The sequence below is a fragment of the Nocardioides houyundeii genome (assembly GCF_002865585.1).
GTDB classification, from domain to species: Bacteria; Actinomycetota; Actinomycetes; order Propionibacteriales; family Nocardioidaceae; genus Nocardioides; species Nocardioides houyundeii.
This window is the reverse complement of the sequence record NZ_CP025581.1, coordinates 1122515-1139547: the sequence shown is the minus strand read 5'-3', so window position 1 is coordinate 1139547 and position 17033 is coordinate 1122515. Positions and strand designations below refer to the sequence as shown.

General features: G+C 71.7%; 18 protein-coding genes, 1 pseudogene and 1 riboswitch. Of the genes and pseudogenes, 4 read left to right on the top strand and 15 right to left on the bottom strand.

The genetic code is table 11. The annotated features are described in order from the left end of the window. The 3 genes from C0R66_RS05490 to C0R66_RS05480 are packed head-to-tail and all read left to right on the top strand — an operon-like array spanning position 1 to position 2767. The gene (locus C0R66_RS05490) at positions 1–918 is read left to right on the top strand and encodes a FecCD family ABC transporter permease (protein ID WP_241901586.1); all 918 of its coding nucleotides are present in this window, start codon (positions 1–3) and stop codon (positions 916–918) included. After that, positions 915–1949 carry a FecCD family ABC transporter permease gene (locus tag C0R66_RS05485; RefSeq protein ID WP_101523849.1) on the top strand — a complete coding sequence of 345 codons (1035 nt, stop codon included), beginning with the start codon at positions 915–917 and terminating at the stop codon, positions 1947–1949. Before C0R66_RS05490 ends, C0R66_RS05485 begins: the two co-directional genes overlap by 4 nt. Further along, positions 1946–2767 (top strand): ABC transporter ATP-binding protein, encoded by an 822-nt coding sequence (locus C0R66_RS05480; protein WP_101523848.1) that lies wholly within the window; start codon positions 1946–1948, stop codon positions 2765–2767. The genes C0R66_RS05485 and C0R66_RS05480 overlap by 4 nt, the downstream gene beginning before the upstream one ends. A 64-nt stretch (positions 2768–2831) precedes the next feature. Here the strand turns inward: C0R66_RS05480 and C0R66_RS05475 are convergent, their stop codons facing one another. From C0R66_RS05475 to C0R66_RS20075, 5 genes are read right to left on the bottom strand one after another with little or no spacing between them, the layout of a single operon-like run. After that, positions 2832–3473 carry an IclR family transcriptional regulator gene (locus C0R66_RS05475; RefSeq protein WP_101523847.1) on the bottom strand — a complete coding sequence of 214 codons (642 nt, stop codon included), beginning with the start codon at positions 3471–3473 and terminating at the stop codon, positions 2832–2834. Positions 3474–3510: 37 nt separating this feature from the next. After that, the gene (locus tag C0R66_RS05470) at positions 3511–5298 is read right to left on the bottom strand and encodes a DEAD/DEAH box helicase (protein WP_101523846.1); all 1788 of its coding nucleotides are present in this window, start codon (positions 5296–5298) and stop codon (positions 3511–3513) included. Further along, positions 5295–5621 (bottom strand): DUF3039 domain-containing protein, encoded by a 327-nt coding sequence (locus C0R66_RS05465; RefSeq protein ID WP_101523845.1) that lies wholly within the window; start codon positions 5619–5621, stop codon positions 5295–5297. The genes C0R66_RS05470 and C0R66_RS05465 overlap by 4 nt, the downstream gene beginning before the upstream one ends. A 17-nt stretch (positions 5622–5638) precedes the next feature. After that, positions 5639–6079, bottom strand: a complete 441-nt coding sequence (locus C0R66_RS05460; protein ID WP_338418215.1) for a YqgE/AlgH family protein — start codon at positions 6077–6079, stop codon at positions 5639–5641. Next, positions 6055–6228: a hypothetical protein gene (locus C0R66_RS20075; protein WP_338418214.1), complete on the bottom strand. Its 174-nt coding sequence runs from the start codon at positions 6226–6228 to the stop codon at positions 6055–6057. The genes C0R66_RS05460 and C0R66_RS20075 overlap by 25 nt, the downstream gene beginning before the upstream one ends. A 295-nt stretch (positions 6229–6523) precedes the next feature. Here C0R66_RS20075 and C0R66_RS05455 point away from each other — a divergent pair, with 295 nt between their 5' ends. Beyond that, the gene (locus C0R66_RS05455; RefSeq protein WP_101523844.1) at positions 6524–7204 is read left to right on the top strand and encodes a TetR/AcrR family transcriptional regulator; all 681 of its coding nucleotides are present in this window, start codon (positions 6524–6526) and stop codon (positions 7202–7204) included. A 25-nt stretch (positions 7205–7229) separates the two neighbouring features. On the opposite strand, the gene C0R66_RS05450 is transcribed toward C0R66_RS05455, so the two are convergent. The 10 genes and pseudogenes from C0R66_RS05450 to katG all read right to left on the bottom strand — a co-directional run bounded on the left by C0R66_RS05450 (position 7230) and on the right by katG (position 17028). Further along, complete coding sequence (locus C0R66_RS05450) at positions 7230–8240, bottom strand: DUF3048 domain-containing protein (RefSeq protein ID WP_158647912.1); 1011 nt, start codon at positions 8238–8240, stop codon at positions 7230–7232. A 127-nt stretch (positions 8241–8367) separates the two neighbouring features. Then, positions 8368–9072, bottom strand: a complete 705-nt coding sequence (locus tag C0R66_RS05445) for a C40 family peptidase (protein ID WP_199286833.1) — start codon at positions 9070–9072, stop codon at positions 8368–8370. A 5-nt stretch (positions 9073–9077) separates the two neighbouring features. Continuing rightward, positions 9078–9236: riboswitch (cyclic di-AMP (ydaO/yuaA leader) on the bottom strand. Between the two features lie 169 nt (positions 9237–9405). Then, on the bottom strand, positions 9406–10179 hold the full coding sequence (locus C0R66_RS05440; RefSeq protein WP_101523842.1) for an SDR family NAD(P)-dependent oxidoreductase: 774 nt from the start codon (positions 10177–10179) through the stop codon (positions 9406–9408). Between the two features lie 104 nt (positions 10180–10283). After that, entirely contained in the window at positions 10284–10484 is a 201-nt protein-coding gene (locus tag C0R66_RS20070) for an HIT family protein (protein WP_338418213.1), read from the bottom strand. After that, a complete protein-coding gene (locus tag C0R66_RS20065) occupies positions 10442–10693 on the bottom strand; it encodes an HIT family protein (protein WP_338418212.1) in 252 nt (83 codons plus the stop codon). Before C0R66_RS20065 ends, C0R66_RS20070 begins: the two co-directional genes overlap by 43 nt. Before the next feature lie 69 nt (positions 10694–10762). Next, the gene (locus C0R66_RS05430) at positions 10763–11872 is read right to left on the bottom strand and encodes a DNA glycosylase AlkZ-like family protein (protein ID WP_101523841.1); all 1110 of its coding nucleotides are present in this window, start codon (positions 11870–11872) and stop codon (positions 10763–10765) included. After that, positions 11865–12155 (bottom strand): DUF1905 domain-containing protein, encoded by a 291-nt coding sequence (locus tag C0R66_RS05425; protein WP_240311647.1) that lies wholly within the window; start codon positions 12153–12155, stop codon positions 11865–11867. Before C0R66_RS05425 ends, C0R66_RS05430 begins: the two co-directional genes overlap by 8 nt. 228 nt (positions 12156–12383) lie before the next feature. Then, the gene (locus C0R66_RS05420) at positions 12384–13142 is read right to left on the bottom strand and encodes an alpha/beta fold hydrolase (RefSeq protein ID WP_199286832.1); all 759 of its coding nucleotides are present in this window, start codon (positions 13140–13142) and stop codon (positions 12384–12386) included. A gap of 61 nt (positions 13143–13203) precedes the next feature. Continuing rightward, positions 13204–14570 (bottom strand): annotated as a pseudogene (locus tag C0R66_RS19325) (alpha/beta hydrolase domain-containing protein). 175 nt (positions 14571–14745) lie between these two features. Continuing rightward, complete coding sequence (gene katG, locus C0R66_RS05405) at positions 14746–17028, bottom strand: catalase/peroxidase HPI (protein ID WP_101523838.1); 2283 nt, start codon at positions 17026–17028, stop codon at positions 14746–14748. Positions 17029–17033 lie beyond the last annotated feature (5 nt).

Genomic DNA, 17033 nt, shown 5'->3' with positions numbered 1-17033 from the left:
GTGGGCTCGCGCGAGGTCTCCCTCGACGACATCCTCGCCGCCCTCGGCGGGTCGAGCGAGACCCTCAGCGAGGCCGCGGTCACCAAGCGGATCCCGCGTACCCTGCTGGCCTTCACCGTGGGAGGGGCCCTCGGCCTGGCCGGGGCGGTCATGCAGGGCGTCACCCGCAACCCGCTGGCCGACCCCGGCATCCTGGGGGTCAACATGGGCGCCTCGCTCGCCGTGATCACCGGCATCGCCTGGTTCGGGCTCTCGGCCCCCTCCAGCTATGTGTGGCTCGCCATCGCCGGCGCCGCCCTGTCGGCCGCCTTCGTGTACGGCGTCGGGTCGCTCGGCCGCGGCGGCGCCACCCCGCTGAAGCTGGCACTGGCCGGCACCGCGACCTCGGCGGCGTTCTCCTCCTTCATCACCGCGGTGGTCCTGCCGCGCAACGACATCGCCGGCGGCGTGCGCTCCTGGCAGATCGGCGGAGTCGGCGGCGCCTCGTTCGACTCCATCACCCTGGTGCTGCCGTTCCTGGCGGTCGGCGCGCTGCTCAGCCTGGGTGCCGCGCGCGGCCTCAACTCCCTCGCGCTGGGGGACGACCTCGCCGCCGGCCTGGGCGAGCGAGTGGCGCTGACCCGGGCCACCGCCGCCCTCGGCGCGGTCCTGCTGTGCGGCGCCGCCACCGCGGTCGCCGGCCCCATCGGCTTCGTCGGCCTGGTGGTGCCGCACCTGTGCCGGCTGCTGGTGGGCGTGGACCACCGGTGGCTGCTGCCCTTCTCGGCCGTGGGCGGAGCCGCGCTGCTGGCCGCCGCCGACGTGGTCGGCCGGATCGTCGCGCGCCCCAGCGAGGTCGACGTCGGCATCATCACCGCCCTGGTCGGCGCCCCCTTCTTCATCTACGTGGTACGTCGGCACAAGGTGCACGCGCTGTGACCGCCTCGACCATCGAGCGGGTCAGCCGCGGACGCACCCGGCGTGGGGCTCGGCGCCGCGCCGTGCTCGGACTCCTGCTCGCCCTGGTGGTCGTCGCCTTCGTCACCAGCCTGATGGTGGGCCGTACCTTCTACCCGGCCTCCGACGTGGCCCGCGTCGTGCTCGGCCAGGACGTCCCCGGGGCTTCCTTCACCGTGGGCCGGCTCCGGCTGCCGCGCGCCGTGCTGGCCCTGCTGGTCGGCCTCTGCTTCGGGCTCGGCGGCGTCACCTTCCAGACGATGCTGCGCAACCCGCTGGCCAGCCCCGACATCATCGGCATCAGCGCCGGATCCAGCGCGGCCGCGGCCTTCGCGATCGTGACGCTGGGCCTGGCGGGAACGGCGGTCTCGGTCTTCGCGATCGTGATGGGCCTGGGGGTCGCGCTGCTGATCTACCTGCTGTCCTTCCGCGACGGGGTCGCCGGCACCCGGCTGATCCTCATCGGCATCGGCGTCGCCGCCATGCTGGAGAGCGTCACCGCCTACATCCTCAGCCGCGCCGCTGCGTGGGACCTGCAGGAGGCCACTAGGTGGCTCACCGGCAGCCTCAACAGCACCTCCTGGGACGACGTACTGCCCACGGTGGCCGCACTCGCCGTGCTGGGCCCGGTGCTGCTGCTGCGCGGCCGCGACCTGGACACGCTCCAGCTGGGCGACGACGCGGCGTCCTCGGTCGGCGTCCGGGTGGAGCGCACCCGACTGGTGGCCATCGTGGCCGCCGTGGGCCTGGTCGCCTTCGCCACCGCAGCCGCGGGTCCGGTCGCGTTCGTGGCCTTCCTCTCCGGCCCCATCGCCGCCCGGATCGTGGGACCCGGCACGTCCCTCCTGCTGCCCTCCGCCCTGGTCGGCGCCCTGCTCGTCCTGGTGGCCGACCTCGCCGGCCAGTACGCCTTCGGTCACCGCTACCCGGTGGGCGTGGTGACCGGCGTGCTGGGGGCGCCGTACCTGGTCTACCTCATCGTCCGCACCAACCGCGCCGGAGGCTCGTTGTGACCACTCGCCACACGCTCGACGTCGAAGACCTCACCCTCGGGTACGGCGACCGCACCGTCGTCGAGGACCTCGACCTGGTGGTGCCGCCAGGACGGGTGACCGCCATCGTCGGCGCCAACGCGTGCGGCAAGTCCACGCTGCTGCGCTCGATGTCGCGGCTGCTGCGCCCACGCACCGGGCAGGTCCTGCTCGACGGCCGTCAGGTGCACCGGCTGCCGGCCAAGGAGCTGGCGCGCACCTTGGGGCTGCTCCCCCAGGCACCGCTCGCCCCGGAGGGCATCACCGTCAGCGACCTGGTGGGTCGCGGCCGGAACCCGCACCAGCGCCTGCTGTCGCGCTGGAGCCCCGCGGACGACGCTGCGGTGGCGGCGGCGCTCGAGGCCACCGACACCGTGGAGCTGTGCGACCGCCCCGTCGACGAGCTCTCCGGCGGGCAGCGGCAGCGGGTGTGGATCGCGATGGCGCTCGCGCAGCAGACCGACCTGCTGCTGCTGGACGAGCCGACGACGTTCCTCGACGTCAGCCACCAGGTGGAGGTCCTCGACCTGCTGACCGACCTGAACCGCAGCCGCGGCACCACGATCGTGATGGTGCTGCACGACCTCAACCTCGCCGCCCGGTACGCCGACCACCTGATCGCGCTGGCCGGCGGCCGGCTGCACGCGGCCGGAACCCCGCACGAGGTGCTCACCGAGGAGACCGTCCGCGCCGTGTTCGGGCTGGAGTGCAGCGTCATCGTCGACCCGCTGTCGGGCCGGCCGCTGATGCTGCCCATCGGCCGGCACCACGTCGGAGCCGCCAGCACCCAGCCGGCCTGAGGGGAGCCGAGCGCACCGGTCGAACGGTCCTGATGGTGCGTTGACGTCCCCCCACGGGGCCCGGTCAGCCCAGTCGGGCCGTGACCTCCTCGGCGGCCGCCAGCACCCGGGGCGCGATCACCGACTCGTCGATGGGGGTGCCGAGGGTCACGATGCCCACCGAGGCGTCCAGCCCCTGGATCCCACGGACCGGCGCCGCCAGGCCGTGCGCCCCGGACTGGAGCTCGCCGTGGGTCACCGCGTACCGGGTGGCGGTGCTGCCGGCGCGGCTGAGCAGGATCGCCTTGCCCGCGGCGCCCTGGCCCAGCGGGTGGCGCGAGCCCACCCGGTAGGCCACGTGGAAGTCGGTCCACGACGGCTCGACCACCGCCAGGGCCAGGGCCTCGTCCCCGTCGGCCACGCTCAGGTGGGCGGTCGCGCCAACCGTCTCGGCGAGCTGGCGCAGCACCGGGACCGCGAGGTCGCGCAGCACCGGCTGCACCGCGGCCGCGAGGTGCAGGACGGCGAGACCGACGTAGAGCCGCCCCTGCGCGTCGCGGCGCACCAGGGCGTGCTGCTCGAGCGTGGAGACCAGGCGGTAGACCACGGTGCGGTTGACGCCCAGCCGGTTGGCCAGCGCGGTGATGGTGAGCCCGTCGGGCGACGCCGCCAGCACCGAGAGCACCCGGAGGCCACGGTCGAGCGTCTGCGAAGTCTCAGCAGCCATGTTTGTGAGTCTAGGGGCGATCCGCCCGGTTGGACCCTCAGGAGGTCTTGCGGATCGCCCAGTCCCGCAGCGCGTTGATCCTGGCATTCAGCTGCTCGGCGGTGGCCACGGCAGCAGCGGGGCCCCCGCACTGCTTGCGCAGCGCCGCATGGGTGACCCCGTGCGGCTGGCCGGTGCGGTGGAACCAGGCGGCGACCAGCCCGTTGAGCTCGCGGCGCAGCACTGCGAGCTGCTCGTGGGTGGAGACCTCGACCACGACCTCGTCCTTGGGCTTGGCCGCCTTCTGGATGGCGGCGCGCTCGCTCTGGCGCGAGTGCAGCAGCTCGCGCACCTGGTCGGGCTCCAGGAGCCCGGGGATCCCCAGGAAGTCCATCTCCTCCTCCGAGCCCACGTGCACCTCCCCGGAGTGGCCGAACTCGCCGCCGTCGTAGAGCACCCGGTCGAAGGAGGCAGTGGACCCCAGCGCCTCGAAAGGCAGGCCGTCCAGCTCGTCCGAGGCGCCCTCACCGGCCTGGGCGGCGGCGAGCAGGTCGTTCTCGGCGGCGAAGATGTCGCCCTCGTCGTTGACCTTGCGCTTGAGCACGTGGTCGCGCTGCATCTCCATCTCGGAGGCGAAGGCGAGCAGGTTGGGGGCCGAGGGCAGGAAGACCGAGGCGGTCTCGCCGCGCCGCCGGGCGCGCACGAACCGGCCCACGGCCTGGGCGAAGTAGAGGGGGGTGGCGGTGCGGGTCGCCCACACCCCGACCGCGAGCCGCGGTACGTCGACCCCCTCGGAGACCATCCGTACCGCGACCATCCAGCGGTCCTCGGAGTCGGTGAACTTGCCGATCTTCTTCGACGCCGCCTTCTCGTCCGAGAGCACCACCACGGGCGAGGCGCCGGTGATCTTCTTCAGCAGCCCCGCGTAGGCACGGGCGGAGTCCTGGTCCGAGGCGATGACCAGGCCACCGGCGTCGGGAACGTGCCGGCGGACCTCGGAGAGCCGCTTGTCCGCGGCCTCCAGGACTGCAGGCATCCAGGAGCCCGACGGGTCCAGCGCGGTGCGGAGCGCCTGGGCGTTCAGGTCCTTGGTCAGCGGCTCACCCAGGCGCGCGGCGACCTCGTCGCCGGCTCGGGTGCGCCACGTCATCTCCCCCGAGTAGGCCATGAAGAGCACCGGCCGCACCACGTGGTCGGCCAGCGCCTGGGCGTAGCCGTAGGTGTAGTCGGCCACCGAGCGCGGCACCCCGTCGGGACCGGGGGCATAGCTGACGAACGGGATCGGGTTGATGTCGGACCGGAACGGGGTGCCGGTCAGGGCAACCCGGCGGGCGGCAGGCTCGAACGCCTCGCGGATCCCCTCGCCCCACGACATCGCGTCGCCGGCGTGGTGCACCTCGTCGAGGATCACCAGGGTCTTGAAGTTCTCGGTGCGGATCCGCATCGCCAGCGGGTTGACCGCCACTCCGGCGTAGGTGACCGCGATGCCCAGGTAGTCCTTGGAGGTACGCCCCTTGCCCGCGGAGTACGTCGGGTCGATGGGGATGCCGGCGCGACCGGCGGCCTCGGCCCACTGCACCTTGAGGTGCTCGGTGGGCGCTACGATGGTGACCCGGGCGACGACGCGCCGAGCCAGCAGGTCAGCGGCCAGGGTCAGGGCGAAGGTGGTCTTGCCGGCCCCCGGCGTCGCCACCGCGAGGAAGTCACGCGGGCTCTCGTCCAGGTACTTGGCCAGCGCCGCGGTCTGCCAGGCGCGCAGGGAGGGAGCCGTCCCCCACGCGGCGCGCTCGGGCCAGGCCGGGGAGAGCGCGGGTGTGACTAGGGCGGCCTCGTGCCGTTCCGTCACGCGCCACTGCCTCCACCATTGCCGCCACCACTGCCGTTACCACTGCCGCCACCACTGCCGCCGGGGCCCTTGCCCTCGCCGCCGGGCTGGAGCGACTCCCAGATCTCCTTGCACTCCGGGCACACCGGGAACTTCTCCCCGGACCGGCTGGGCACCCACACCTTGCCGCACAGGGCGATGACGGGCGTGCCCATGACCATCGCCTCGGTGAGCTTGTCCTTGGGCACGTAGTGCGAGAACCGCTCGTGGTCCCCCTCGTCGGTGGGGACGGTGCGCGTGTCCTCGATGGTGGAGGAGCCTGGCGAGAATCCGATCTGGGTCATGGTCGGGCCAGTCTAGGTCAGTTGAGGTCGGGATCGGCAGGACGTGTGGAGTGCCACGCCAGCTCGCCGGGCTGTCGCCTCAGCACGTCGCGCCACAGGTCCACCGGGTCGGCGCGGAACAGGTCCACCAGCTCGGAGGGGACGACGTACCAGTCGCCGCGGGCCACTTCCTGCTCGAGCTGCTGGGCCCCCCAGCCCGCGTAGCCGGCGAAGATCCGCAGCCGCGAGAGGGACCCGTCGACGAGCTCCACGGGGGTGTCGAGGTCGACCATGCCCACCGGCCCGTAGAGCTCGCGGAAGCCGACCGGAGGGTCGCGGGGGTCCGCGAGCAGGCCCAGTGCCAGCGCACCCTCGGTGCTCACGGGGCCGCCGAAGAAGAGCACCCCGGGCTCCGCCACCGTGTCCCGCCAGTCGTGCAGCACCTCGGCGACAGTCACCGCGGACGGCCGGTTGAGCACGATGCCCAGGGCTCCCCGTCGTCGACGTCGAGCATCAGCACCACGGTCTCGGCGAAGTTGGGATCGGTCATCTCCGGACTCGCCACGAGCAGCGACCCACGCCGTACGGCGGTCTCGCGGTGCGCGTCCCGCCCGATCGATCCGTCCATGTCTCCATGATGACCCAGGTTCGGCGCGGAAGGTACCGGCGCAACGGAAAGGGCAGACCGGAGAAATGAGGAAAGGCAGCCCCTCCCAGCGCATCGGGGGAGGGAGGGTGCGATCGGGAGGGACCGCGTGAGCGCCGGAAGGGACTGCCTGGAATGGGGGGCGGCACCACTGGTGCCGCTGACTTCGTGCTCCTTCAACGTACGTTGACATACCCGTGGTATGCAAACGAACCCCACGTGACCCTGAGCACACGTAACTGGTGCCAGGGCCTCGGCGCGGTCCTAGACTGCCCGGATGACTTCGCTGCGGACCCCGGGCGCCACCCGACGTCAGGAGTACTCCGCCGCCACCAAGCGTGCCCTCATCGACGCGGCGGAGGAGCTCTTCACCGCCCACGGCTACGCGGCCACCTCACTCGACGCGGTGGTGGCCGGCGCCCAGGTGACCAAGGGCGCCCTGTACCACCACTTCACGGGCAAGCAGGACCTGTTCGGGGCAGTGTTCGTGCGGGTGGAGGACCAGTCGGCGCTGGCGGTGGCGCAGGCGATCTCGGGCGTGGCGGATCCCTGGGAGCAGGCCCTGGTGGGGGTGCGCACCTTCCTGTCCATCGTCCGCGAGCCCCGCTACCGGCGGATCGTGGTGCAGGAGAGTCCCTCGGTGCTGGGCTACGAGGCGCTGCGGCAGCAGGAGGACCGGTCCACCTACGGCACGGTGGTCGAGATCGTCCGCAGCACCCTGTTCACCGGGTCCTGGACGATCGACGAGCCGATGCTGCACACCTTCGGCCGGATCTTCTTCGGCGCGCTGAACTCCGCCGGCGCCTCGGTCTCGGTGAGCGACGACCCCGACGCCGACAGCCTCCGCGTGGAGGCGGTGATCGGGCTGATGCTCGCCGGCATCAGAGAGATCATGGAGTCCGGCGCCGACCTGGAGTCGCTGACCAGCTCGGAGCTCTGGCGCGCCGACCCGGCCTGAGTCGCCAGGCGGCGCGCCGGCGCGACTACTTGACGACCGACACCGAGCCGGAGTCCTGGGGCACCAGCTCCACCCAGGTGCGCCCGGGCGGCATCGTGAGCTCCTTGCCCTTCGCCTCCAGGTGCAGGCCTGAGGTGAGGGAGTCCTTGCTCCAGGTCCCGTTCACCACCCGGCCCCGGTGGAACAGCTGCGCCGGTCCCGAGCCCTCGAAGATCGTCTCGGGCACGAAGCTGCCCGCCGGATCCTTGTAGCCGGCGTCCCCGACCCGGACCCGGAGCACCAGCACGCTGTCGGCCGGGAACTCGTCGCCCTGGCCGGCGTACGTCGTCTGGTTGACGTACTTGCCGTCCGCGAACGCCCAGGTGGTGGTGTGCCGGCCGAAGTTGGCCGACAGCGAGGTCGCCTTCTTGCCCTTGGGCAGGTCGCCGGGGTCCCCGAAGACGAAGTAGTCCTCAGGACGCGAGGAGTCGACCTTGGCCAGGGTCGCGACCTCCTTGGTCCGCGCCATCAGGTTGTACGGCGCGGAGCGGGAGGGCTCCCGGAAGAAGCCCTTGGCCCCTTCCTCGAAGAACTGGATGCCCGCCGCGTTGATGCGGTTCTTGGTGATCTGGGCGGCACCACTGGTGATCACGGTCGCGTCGACGGGCTTGACGATGCCGACGTCGCTGGCCCGCATGGAGCGCACCGGACCCACCACGTCCGGCAGCTGGCTGTAGAAGAACGCCGCCAGCCGGGTGGTCCCGCCCTCGACGAGCTCCTCGACCACCATGTCGGCCTTGCTCAGGCCCAGCTGGGGCGCCGCGCTGGAGGTGTTGTCGATCTTGGTGACCAGCACCGGCAGGTTCTTGGCCGTGGACTTGCCCTCGGCCGCCGTCAGCCCGGTGAGCGGCCAGGTCTGCGGCGCCGCGGGCGACTCGGTGGAGTCAGCCGCCGGGGGGCTGCCCTCCGGCGTCTCCTCGTCGCCCCCTCCCCCGCAACCGGCGAGGAGCAGGGCTGCGCTGAGGAAGGCGGTGGCCAGCGGGAGGGTGCGACGCACGGTGGGCTCCGATCGGGAGGAACGAGTGACTCGGGAGAAAGTGTGCGGGCGCACCGACCCCTTCGGGGTCAGGCGCGCCCGCACAATTGTCCATCTCTTCTGTTCGGATTGCGCCGAGGGGTGAGACTCAGGCGGCGCGCACCGTGCCGGCGAACCAGCTGCTGGTCCACGGCACCGAGACACCCACCGGGGTGCCCGGACGGGAGGAGTGCACCATCAGCGGGACACCGCCACGGCCGCGGCCGATGAAGATGCCGACGTGGTAGACGCGGCCGCCGTTGGCGAAGAACATCAGGTCGCCAGGACGCATCGCACCCTTGGCGATACGGCGGGTGTGGCCGGCCTGGGCACCGGAGGTGCGGGGCATCCGCGGGAAGCCGGCGCGCTTGTAGGCGAACTGGACCAGCCCAGAGCAGTCGAACGCGTTCGGGCCGGTGGCGCCGTAGACGTAGCGGTCGCCGCGCTGGGCCAGGGCGATGCCCTTGGCCCGGCCGACCTTGCTGAGCACGGCCCTGCGGGCCCGGACCCGGGCCTTGCGGGCCTGGATGCGCTTGGTGGCCCTGGCGGCCTTGCGGGCCTGGATGCGCTTGGTCGCCTTCGCGGCCTTGCGGGCCTGGATGCGCTTGGTGGCCTTCGCGGCCTTGCGGGCCTGAACGGTCTTGGCCGAGTCGGTGTGATCGGAGACCAGACGGATGTCGGACGCGGGAGCGGCCTGGGCCGTGGTGGTCGTGCTGGTGCCGGTGAGTCCGAGGCCGAGAACCAGACCGACGGAGAGGGTGCCGAGCATGAGTGAGCGGACGATCGTGTGAAGCGTGCGAGGGGTCGCAGACATGGAGATGTGTTCCTTTCCCACGCCTGTGAGGTGAGCTGTCGGGTTGGAGCTGGAAAGTGCTCCGCCACCCATTGGGTGACTTCACCCCGAGCCGAGCGCGCGCAGCGCTCGGCGTGGAACCTGTGGGTCCCCCACTCCTGCCCGACTTCTGATGAGTCTGGAGCTGCTCCCGGACGGGCAGGACTCGGCGTACCCGGGGCAGTGTCTATTTTTTGAGGTCGGTAGTCCGACTGAAAAAAGGTACACACGCGGTGGGTGCAAAAGTAAAGACGGGGAGACCACGCCACGCTCAGGGCGTGACTGAGGTCTCCCCGTCCGGGAGGTTTAACGGGGTCAGCTGACGAGCTTGGCGCCCCCATCGACGTACAGCGTCTGACCGGTGATGTACGACGCCTCGTCGCTGCACAGGAACGCGACGGCGGCTGCGATGTCCTCGGGGAAGCCGACCCTCTTGACCGGGTTGTTCTCGGCGTTGAGACGTCGGAACTCCTCGACGTCCAGACCCAGCCGCGCGGCGGTGGCGTCGGTCATCTCGGTGGCGATGAAGCCGGGGGCGACCGCGTTGGCGTTGATGCCGAAGGGGCCGAGCTCGATGCCCAGGGTGCGGGTGAAGCCCTGCACGCCCATCTTCGCGGCGGAGTAGTTGGCCTGCCCCCGGTTGCCCAGTGCGGATACGCTGGAGAGGTTCACGATCTTGCCGTACTTCTGGGCGACGAAGTGCTTCTGCGCGGCCTTGGTCATCAGGAACGCACCCTTGAGGTGGACGTTCATCACCAGGTCCCAGTCCTGCTCGGTCATCTTGAACAGCAGGTTGTCGCGGGTGATCCCGGCGTTGTTGACCAGGATGTGCACTCCGCCCAGGTCGGCCACGATGCGCTCGAAGGCGGCCTCGACCGAGGCGGCGTCGGTGACGTCGCAGCCGATGCCGATGGCCCGGACCTCGCCGGTCGAGGAGGTGAGTCGGGCGGCGGCCTCGGACGCCGCGGCCTCGTCGAGGTCGATGATCGCGACGCTGGCCCCCTCCTCGGCGAAGCGCTGGGCGGTGCCGAAGCCGATGCCGCGCGCGGCTCCGGTGATGACTGCGACTCGACCGTCGAAACGACCCATGTCAGGGATCCTCCTCTGCTGCCTGCACAGGGTCGGTCCCTGCGCCGAGGTCACTCTAGGTGCTGAGCCGCGCTCTGGCTCCGGGCGGCTCGCACAACGCCCGTTCAGCCCAGGGCTGACCTGATCCGCTCGCCGTACGCCGCCCGCTCGGCGTCGTCGGCGTACGTCGTACGGGGCCAGAAGAAGCCGCGCAGCCCGTCACCCTTGGTGCGCGGCACCACGTGCAGGTGCAGGTGCGGCACCGACTGGCTCACGGTGTTGTTCATCGCCACGAACGAGCCCTGGGCGCCGAGCCCGGAGACCATGGCGCTCGCCAGCCGCTGCGCGACCTCCAGGAAACCGTCCCGCAGGGGGCGGGCAGGTCGGGCAGCGTGACCACGTGCTGGCGGGGCACCAGGAGGACGTGGCCCTTGAAGACCGGCCGGGTGTCGAGGAAGGCGACGAGCTCCGCGTCGGAGTGCACCACCTCCGCCGGTGCGGCCCCCGAGGCGATGGTGCAGAACAGGCAGTCCATGGCGGCACCCTAGCCAGGAGTGACATTGACGTGCTGCGGGCCGCCCGGGCGGGCTCGACGGGCGGGGCGTCAGCCGGGCAGCCGCAGCTCCAGCTCCAGCCACCGGGCCAGGTCCGCCAGCTCCTCGCGCACCCCGTCGGCGACCTCGGGCGTGAGCGGCTCGTCCTGGTGGATCGCTCGGACCCGCAGCTCGCCCGCCTTGCGCTCGGCCCGGGCGTCGACCTTGCCGACCAGCCGGTCGCCGTACAGGACCGGGAGGGCGAAGTAGCCCCATCGGCGCTTGGCCTCGGGCTTGTACATCTCCAGCTGGTAGTCGAACTCGAAGATCTGCGCCAGGCGCTCCCGGTCGTGCACCAACCGGTCGAACGGCGACAGCAGCGCGGCGCGTCCCGAGAAGGGCCGGTCCAGCAGCGCCGGGTCGACCCGCCACTCCCCCGCGACTCCCTCGACCAGCGCCGGCTCCCCGGCGTCCTGGACGTCGGAGGCCTCCACCCCGCTGAAGGGGCCCTTCGGGCGGGCGATGCCCAGGGCGCCCAGGCGTAGGGCGTTGCGCGCCCGTCGCGCCTCGAGCGGCGGCAGCACTGGGACGTCGGCGTGCACCCGGTGCGCCAGGTCCCAGACCCGTTCCTTGCCCAGACGCCCCGCCACGGCGACCTCGCCGCGGGCCTCCATGCAGTCCAGCAACCGGGTGACGTTGCGGTTGTTGGTCCAGCCGCTGGAGCGCCAGGGCACGGCACAGGTATCGGGCAGGGCGCGCGAGGGCAACGGACCCTCGACCTCGAGCCGGGCCAGGACCTCGCGCCGACAGCCGTCGTTGGCCCTCACCCAGTCGAACAGGCGGTGCTGCCAGTCCCGCAGCTCGCCGCGGCCCGGCCAGTCGGCCATGTCGGCCTTGAGCAGGCCGACGTACTCGCTGGCGCGCAGCGTCGCTGCGTGCTCCAGCAGAAGACCCTCGGCCTGCGCGGCGCGCAGCGCCTCCGGGCGGTACGCCGAACCCAGCCGGCTCCAGGCCACCAGGTCGGCGTTGGGTGCCACCGCGGCCGTCGGGTCCAGCTGCAGCAGCGTCAGGTGGCGCACCACCTCGACCAGGTCGTTGGGGCGCGGCTGGTCCAGCAGCTGGGCCTGTACCGCCACCCGCCGGGCATCGGCTCGGGTCAGGAGATGCGCCCGCTCAGACATCGACGCTCAGCCTGAGTCGGACCACGTCTCCCACGGCCACGCCCTCGGCTCGACGCACCAGGTCCTTGACCGGGACGACGTACCCCCCGTCCTTGGGGAACAGCGACGTCGTCCAGCTGGTGCCGCCGAGCCGCGCCGCGACCGGGACCATCCCCCAGCCGTAGGTGACGGCGCCGGCGGCCGCCGCCAACAGGTCGCTGTCCTCCTCGGGCACCGTCACGAAGTGGAACGGCGACGGACCACGCCAGTGCCACACCACACCGCTGAACTCGAGCTCCATCATCGCGCCATCATGGCCTTCGGGCTCGGAGCGCGGAAGACCTCACCTCAGCACCCCCAGCTTGCGGGCTCCGGCGCGTCCGTTCCCGGTGGGCGCGGGTCAGCGCCACCGACGACTCGGCGGGTCGCAGGAACCCCCGCCTGAGCGGGGATCCCTACGGTTCGAGGGGCATGCATGCCCCTCGAAGGTCCAGGACACCCGCCTAAGCGGGTATCCCTGGGGCTGGTGGGGTCAGACCCCGGTGGCCGCGGCGATCACCCGGGCACACTGCTCGGGGTCGTCGATCATCGGCACGTGGCCCGCACCCGGCATGGAGACGTGCCGGGCCCCCGGGACGAGGCGACTCGCGGTGACCCCGTGCACGGCTGCGGAGAAGATCCGGTCCTGCTCGGGCCAGGCCAGGGTGACCGGGCAGGGCAGCGGGTCCAGGGGTGCGATGGCCTCGGTGGTGGACAGCAGGTCGAGACCGGCCGGGCAGCCCAGCAGGTCCGAGGCGGACTTCCTCGCCTCCGCCGGGGTCAGCCGGTCGCCGTGGCTGGCGATGTCGCGCATGCTCAGCCGGCGTACGGTGGCCGACCTCAGCGCCAGGGGCTGCACGGGCGCGCTGATCCGGGTCAGCTGCCTGACCCGGCGCAGCTTGCCGGCCCGCTTCGTCTGGTCCGGGGCTCCCGGGGTCCAGAACCCCGCCGGCGAGAGGGCACACACCGACAGCGCGCGGCCGCGCCGGGCCAGCTCGATCGCCATCCAGCCGCCGAGGCTGTTGCCGGCCACGTGCACGGAGTCCAGGCCGAGGTCGTCGAGGAACCGCTCGGTGTGGTCCGTCAGCTCCGCCACCGTCGCGCTCCCGGTCAGGGCGGGGCCACCGGCATGGCCGGCGGCTGTCGGTGCGTGTACGTCGTACCGCGGCGCGAGCAGCGGAGCCACCCGCGACCAGGCGGAGCCGGACATCATGACGCCGTGCAGCAGGAGCAGGGGCGGGAGCTGGGTCACAGGGGCATCATGCCGCACCGAACAGGCCCGTTCGGCCAGAACCGATGTGGCCGGCTACCGCTCAGGGGACGTCCGCCGCCTGGGCGGCCGCCACCGCCGCGTCGCGGTCGGCCCGCGTCATGAACCCGGCCTTGAGCGCGGCATCGGCCTTCGCCGTGTACGCCGCGACGTAGGCCTCGTGCGTGGGGTAGAGCTCGGCCAGCCGGGCGTCGGAGAAGGGGACGGTGGTGCCGAACAGGACGCAGAAGAAGCCACCGGTCAGCCCGGTGTTGCCCTGCCCGCTGTGGGCGGCCACGGGCACGTCGATGTCGGGCAGCCGCAGCCCGCCCTTGGCGTTGCCGTCGGCGTCACGCTGGATCCAGTCGTCGACGATCTCCAGCGGCGGCGCCGAGGCGGGACGGATGCCTCGACGCACCCATCTCTCCAGTGCGGCGTACGCCGCGTTGGCGGCGTAGTGGAACGGGAAGTCGTTGACCGGCCGGGCACAGCCGAGCAGCTCGGCCACCGCCGTCGAGTTGGTCTCCCACCCGAAGGAGGCCTCCACGGTGTAGACGTCGGCGTGCGCGGCTCCCGCCACCTCCCAGGTGTGCACGTTGCCGCGATCGGGCTGGCGCACGGCCTCCCAGCCGCCGAGGTCGCTCTCGGTCTGCAGCTGGAAGACGGGCACGTCGATGTCCTGGCGGATGCGCGGGGCCAGGTCGGACATGAAGCCGTCGGCGGCCAGGGGCGCGGCCCTGGCGAAGCGGGAGTGGATCAGGTAGCCGTCGTAGACCCCGGTGGTCGGGGCGAAGGCGTTGACGTAGGTCGTCATCCGGAACGCGGACTGCGACTCCCCACCGCGATCACCCGCCGGGGTCGAAGCCCGCCCAGCAGCTGCGGGCGGGTACGCACCGCCTTGCCGGCCTGGGAGTAGATGTCGTAGCTGAGGGCGTCGCGGGCGATGTCGAGGGAGCCGTAGCGCTCCGGGTTGAGCCGCTTGGCTGCCTCCACCCCCGCCCGTTGCGCGGAGACGCCGACCCACGCGGCGCCACTGTCCAGGATCCGGTCGCGGGCCTGGGCGAAGCTGGGCGCGACGTCCGCGCCCGTGCTGACGTTGAGCCACTCCACCCACACGGTCCCGTTGAACTTCCTCGGGTCTGCCGGGCGGTTCACGATGAGGCGGGTCTTGTAGGGGAGCCCACGCTCCACCACCTCCTTGCGCCACCTGCCGTCGGCGGTCCAGGTGCCGGTCGGAGCGTAGACGTTGGCCTTGCCCGAGATGAAGTGCTCGGTCTCGAGGTAGCCGGCCGGCTCGGTGAGCACGGAGTTCGAGGGCTGAGGCGGCCCCTCGGGCGCGACGCTGACCTGCGGAGTGGGCACGAACAGCGCCCAGATGCTCCACACGGTGGTGAGTACGCCGGCGATACGGCGTGCGCGGACGATCGACATGGTGACCCCTCCCAAGATCCATGTCACGCGCGAGGCGCAACCCTCCAGTTGTATCGGGACGGCGACGTGGACCGCAACGGCTCCGGCGCACAGCTGGACACCGCGGCGCACACGAACGCGAACGAGCCCGGCCCCCGCTGATGCGGGTGCCGGGCTCGTCGTGGAGCGTCTGGCGTCAGACCAGGTCGAACCGGTCGAGCTCCATCACCTTGGTCCAGGCGGCGACGAAGTCAGACACGAACTTCTCCCGGGCGTCGTCGCTGGCGTAGACCTCGGAGAGGGCGCGCAGCTGCGAGTTCGAGCCGAAGATCAGGTCGACGGGAGTCGCGGTCCACTTCAGGTCCCCGGTGGTGAGGTCGCGGATCTCGTAGACACCCTCCTCCGCCTCCGACGCCTTCCACTGGGTGCCGGGGGCCAGCAGGTTGGCGAAGAAGTCGCCGGTCAGCACACCCGGCCGGTCGGTGAGCACACCGTTCTGGGTGCCGCCGACGTTGTTGCCGAGCACCCGCAGGCCACCGAGCAGCACCGTCATCTCGGGCGCGGTCAGGTCGAGCATGTACGCCCGGTCCACCAGCAGCATCTCGGGCTGGAGCTTCACCCCGGGGCGCAGGTAGTTGCGGAAGCCGTCGGCACGAGGCTCGAGCACCTTGAAGGACTCGGTGTCGGTCTCCTCCTGCGTGGCGTCGGTGCGCCCGGCGTGGAACGGCACCGTCACCTCGACACCCGCGTCGCGGGCGGCCTTCTCGACCGCTGCCGAGCCGGCCAGCACGATCAGGTCGGCCAGGGAGATCTGCGCACCACCGGCGGCGTTGAACTCCGCCTGGATGCCCTCGAGCTTGTCCAGCACGCTCGCGAGCTGCTCGGGCTGGTTGGCCGCCCAGCTGCGCTGCGGCTCGAGGCGGATGCGAGCGCCGTTGGCGCCGCCCCGCATGTCGGTGGAGCGGAAGCTCGCCGCCGAGGCCCACGCTGTGGAGACGAGCTCGGAGACGGACAGACCGGAGTCCAGGACCTTGGCCTTGAGCGCGGCGACGTCGGCGTCGCTGACCAGGTCGCCCTGGACTGCCGGCACCGGGTCCTGCCACAGCTGCGGCTCCGGCACCCAGGGACCGAGGAAGCGCGAGACCGGACCCATGTCGCGGTGCAGCAGCTTGTACCAGGCCTTGGCGAAGGCCAGGCGGAACTCCTCGGGGTTCTCCTTGAAGCGACGCGAGATCTTGTCGTACTCCGGGTCGAAGCGCAGGGCCAGGTCGGAGGTCAGCATCCGCGGCTCGCGACGGGGGTCGCCCTCGTGGGCGCCGGGCACCATGTCGTTGCCGGCACCGTTCTTCGGGCGCCACTGGTTCGCTCCGGCCGGGGACTTGAACAGCTCCCAGTCGTAGGCGTAGAGGATGTGGAAGAACTCGTTGTCCCAGCGGGTGGGGTGGTAGGTCCAGGTGACCTCGAGGCCGGAGGTGATGGTGTCACCGCCCTTGCCCGAGCCGAACTCGCTCTTCCAGCCCAGGCCCTGCTGCTCCAGCGGAGCACCCTCGGGCTCCGGGCCCACCAGGTCGGCGTCGCCGGCACCGTGGGTCTTGCCGAAGGTGTGGCCGCCGGCGATCAGGGCGACGGTCTCCTCGTCGTTCATCGCCATCCGCGCGAAGGTGGCGCGGATGTCGCGGGCCGAGGCCACCGGGTCCGGGTTCCCGTTGGGGCCCTCGGGGTTGACGTAGATCAGACCCATCTGGACCGCGCCGAGAACCTCGTCGAGCTCCCGGTCGCCGGAGTAGCGCTCGTCGCCGAGCCAGGTGTCCTCCGGGCCCCAGAAGATCTCCTCGGGCTCCCAGACGTCCTCGCGACCGAAGGCGAACCCGAAGTGCTCGAAGCCCATGTCCTCCATGGCCACGGTTCCGGCCAGGACGAGCAGGTCGGCCCAGGAGATCTTCTGTCCGTACTTCTGCTTCACCGGCCACAGCAGGCGGCGGGCCTTGTCGAGGTTGGCGTTGTCGGGCCAGCTGTTGAGCGGGGCGAAGCGCTGCCCGCCGTCACCGGCGCCGCCGCGGCCGTCGTAGATGCGGTAGGTGCCGGCGGCGTGCCAGCTCATCCGGATGAACAGGCCGCCGTAGTGGCCGAAGTCGGCGGGCCACCAGTCCTGCGAGGAGTGCATGAGCTCGACCAGGTCAGCCTTGAGGGCCTCCACGTCGAGCTTCTCGAACTCGCGTCGGTAGTCGAAGTCCTCGCCCAGCGGGTTGCCCTTGGCGGAGTGGGCGTGCAGGACCGAGAGGTCCAGCATGTTGGGCCACCAGTCCTGGAGGCTGTGCGGACGACCGCCGGTCTTGGGCGTCGGGGAGTCGATCGCCGGGTTCTCGCTCTCGCTGCCCTCGGCGGTCGCCGAGTCGTGCATGACCGGGCAACCCGCCGCGGCCTTGCGATCCACCCCCTGGGGGCTGGTGGGGGTGTCGTTGTCCTGGCTGTCGGTCATCAGGG

What these genes read in the sequence shown, in the direction of transcription:
- C0R66_RS05475 (WP_101523847.1), bottom strand. Translation starts at nt 3,473, where the DNA reads ATGGCTGCTGAGACTTCGCAGACGCTCGACCGTGGCCTCCGGGTGCTC.
- C0R66_RS05465 (WP_101523845.1), bottom strand. Translation starts at nt 5,621, where the DNA reads ATGACCCAGATCGGATTCTCGCCAGGCTCCTCCACCATCGAGGACACG.
- C0R66_RS20075 (WP_338418214.1), bottom strand. Translation starts at nt 6,228, where the DNA reads ATGGACGGATCGATCGGGCGGGACGCGCACCGCGAGACCGCCGTACGG.
- C0R66_RS05455 (WP_101523844.1), top strand. Translation starts at nt 6,524, where the DNA reads ATGACTTCGCTGCGGACCCCGGGCGCCACCCGACGTCAGGAGTACTCC.
- C0R66_RS05445 (WP_199286833.1), bottom strand. Translation starts at nt 9,072, where the DNA reads ATGTCTGCGACCCCTCGCACGCTTCACACGATCGTCCGCTCACTCATG.
- C0R66_RS05440 (WP_101523842.1), bottom strand. Translation starts at nt 10,179, where the DNA reads ATGGGTCGTTTCGACGGTCGAGTCGCAGTCATCACCGGAGCCGCGCGC.
- C0R66_RS20070 (WP_338418213.1), bottom strand. Translation starts at nt 10,484, where the DNA reads ATGGTCTCCGGGCTCGGCGCCCAGGGCTCGTTCGTGGCGATGAACAAC.
- C0R66_RS20065 (WP_338418212.1), bottom strand. Translation starts at nt 10,693, where the DNA reads ATGGACTGCCTGTTCTGCACCATCGCCTCGGGGGCCGCACCGGCGGAG.
- C0R66_RS05430 (WP_101523841.1), bottom strand. Translation starts at nt 11,872, where the DNA reads ATGTCTGAGCGGGCGCATCTCCTGACCCGAGCCGATGCCCGGCGGGTG.
- C0R66_RS05425 (WP_240311647.1), bottom strand. Translation starts at nt 12,155, where the DNA reads ATGATGGAGCTCGAGTTCAGCGGTGTGGTGTGGCACTGGCGTGGTCCG.
- katG (WP_101523838.1), bottom strand. Translation starts at nt 17,028, where the DNA reads ATGACCGACAGCCAGGACAACGACACCCCCACCAGCCCCCAGGGGGTG.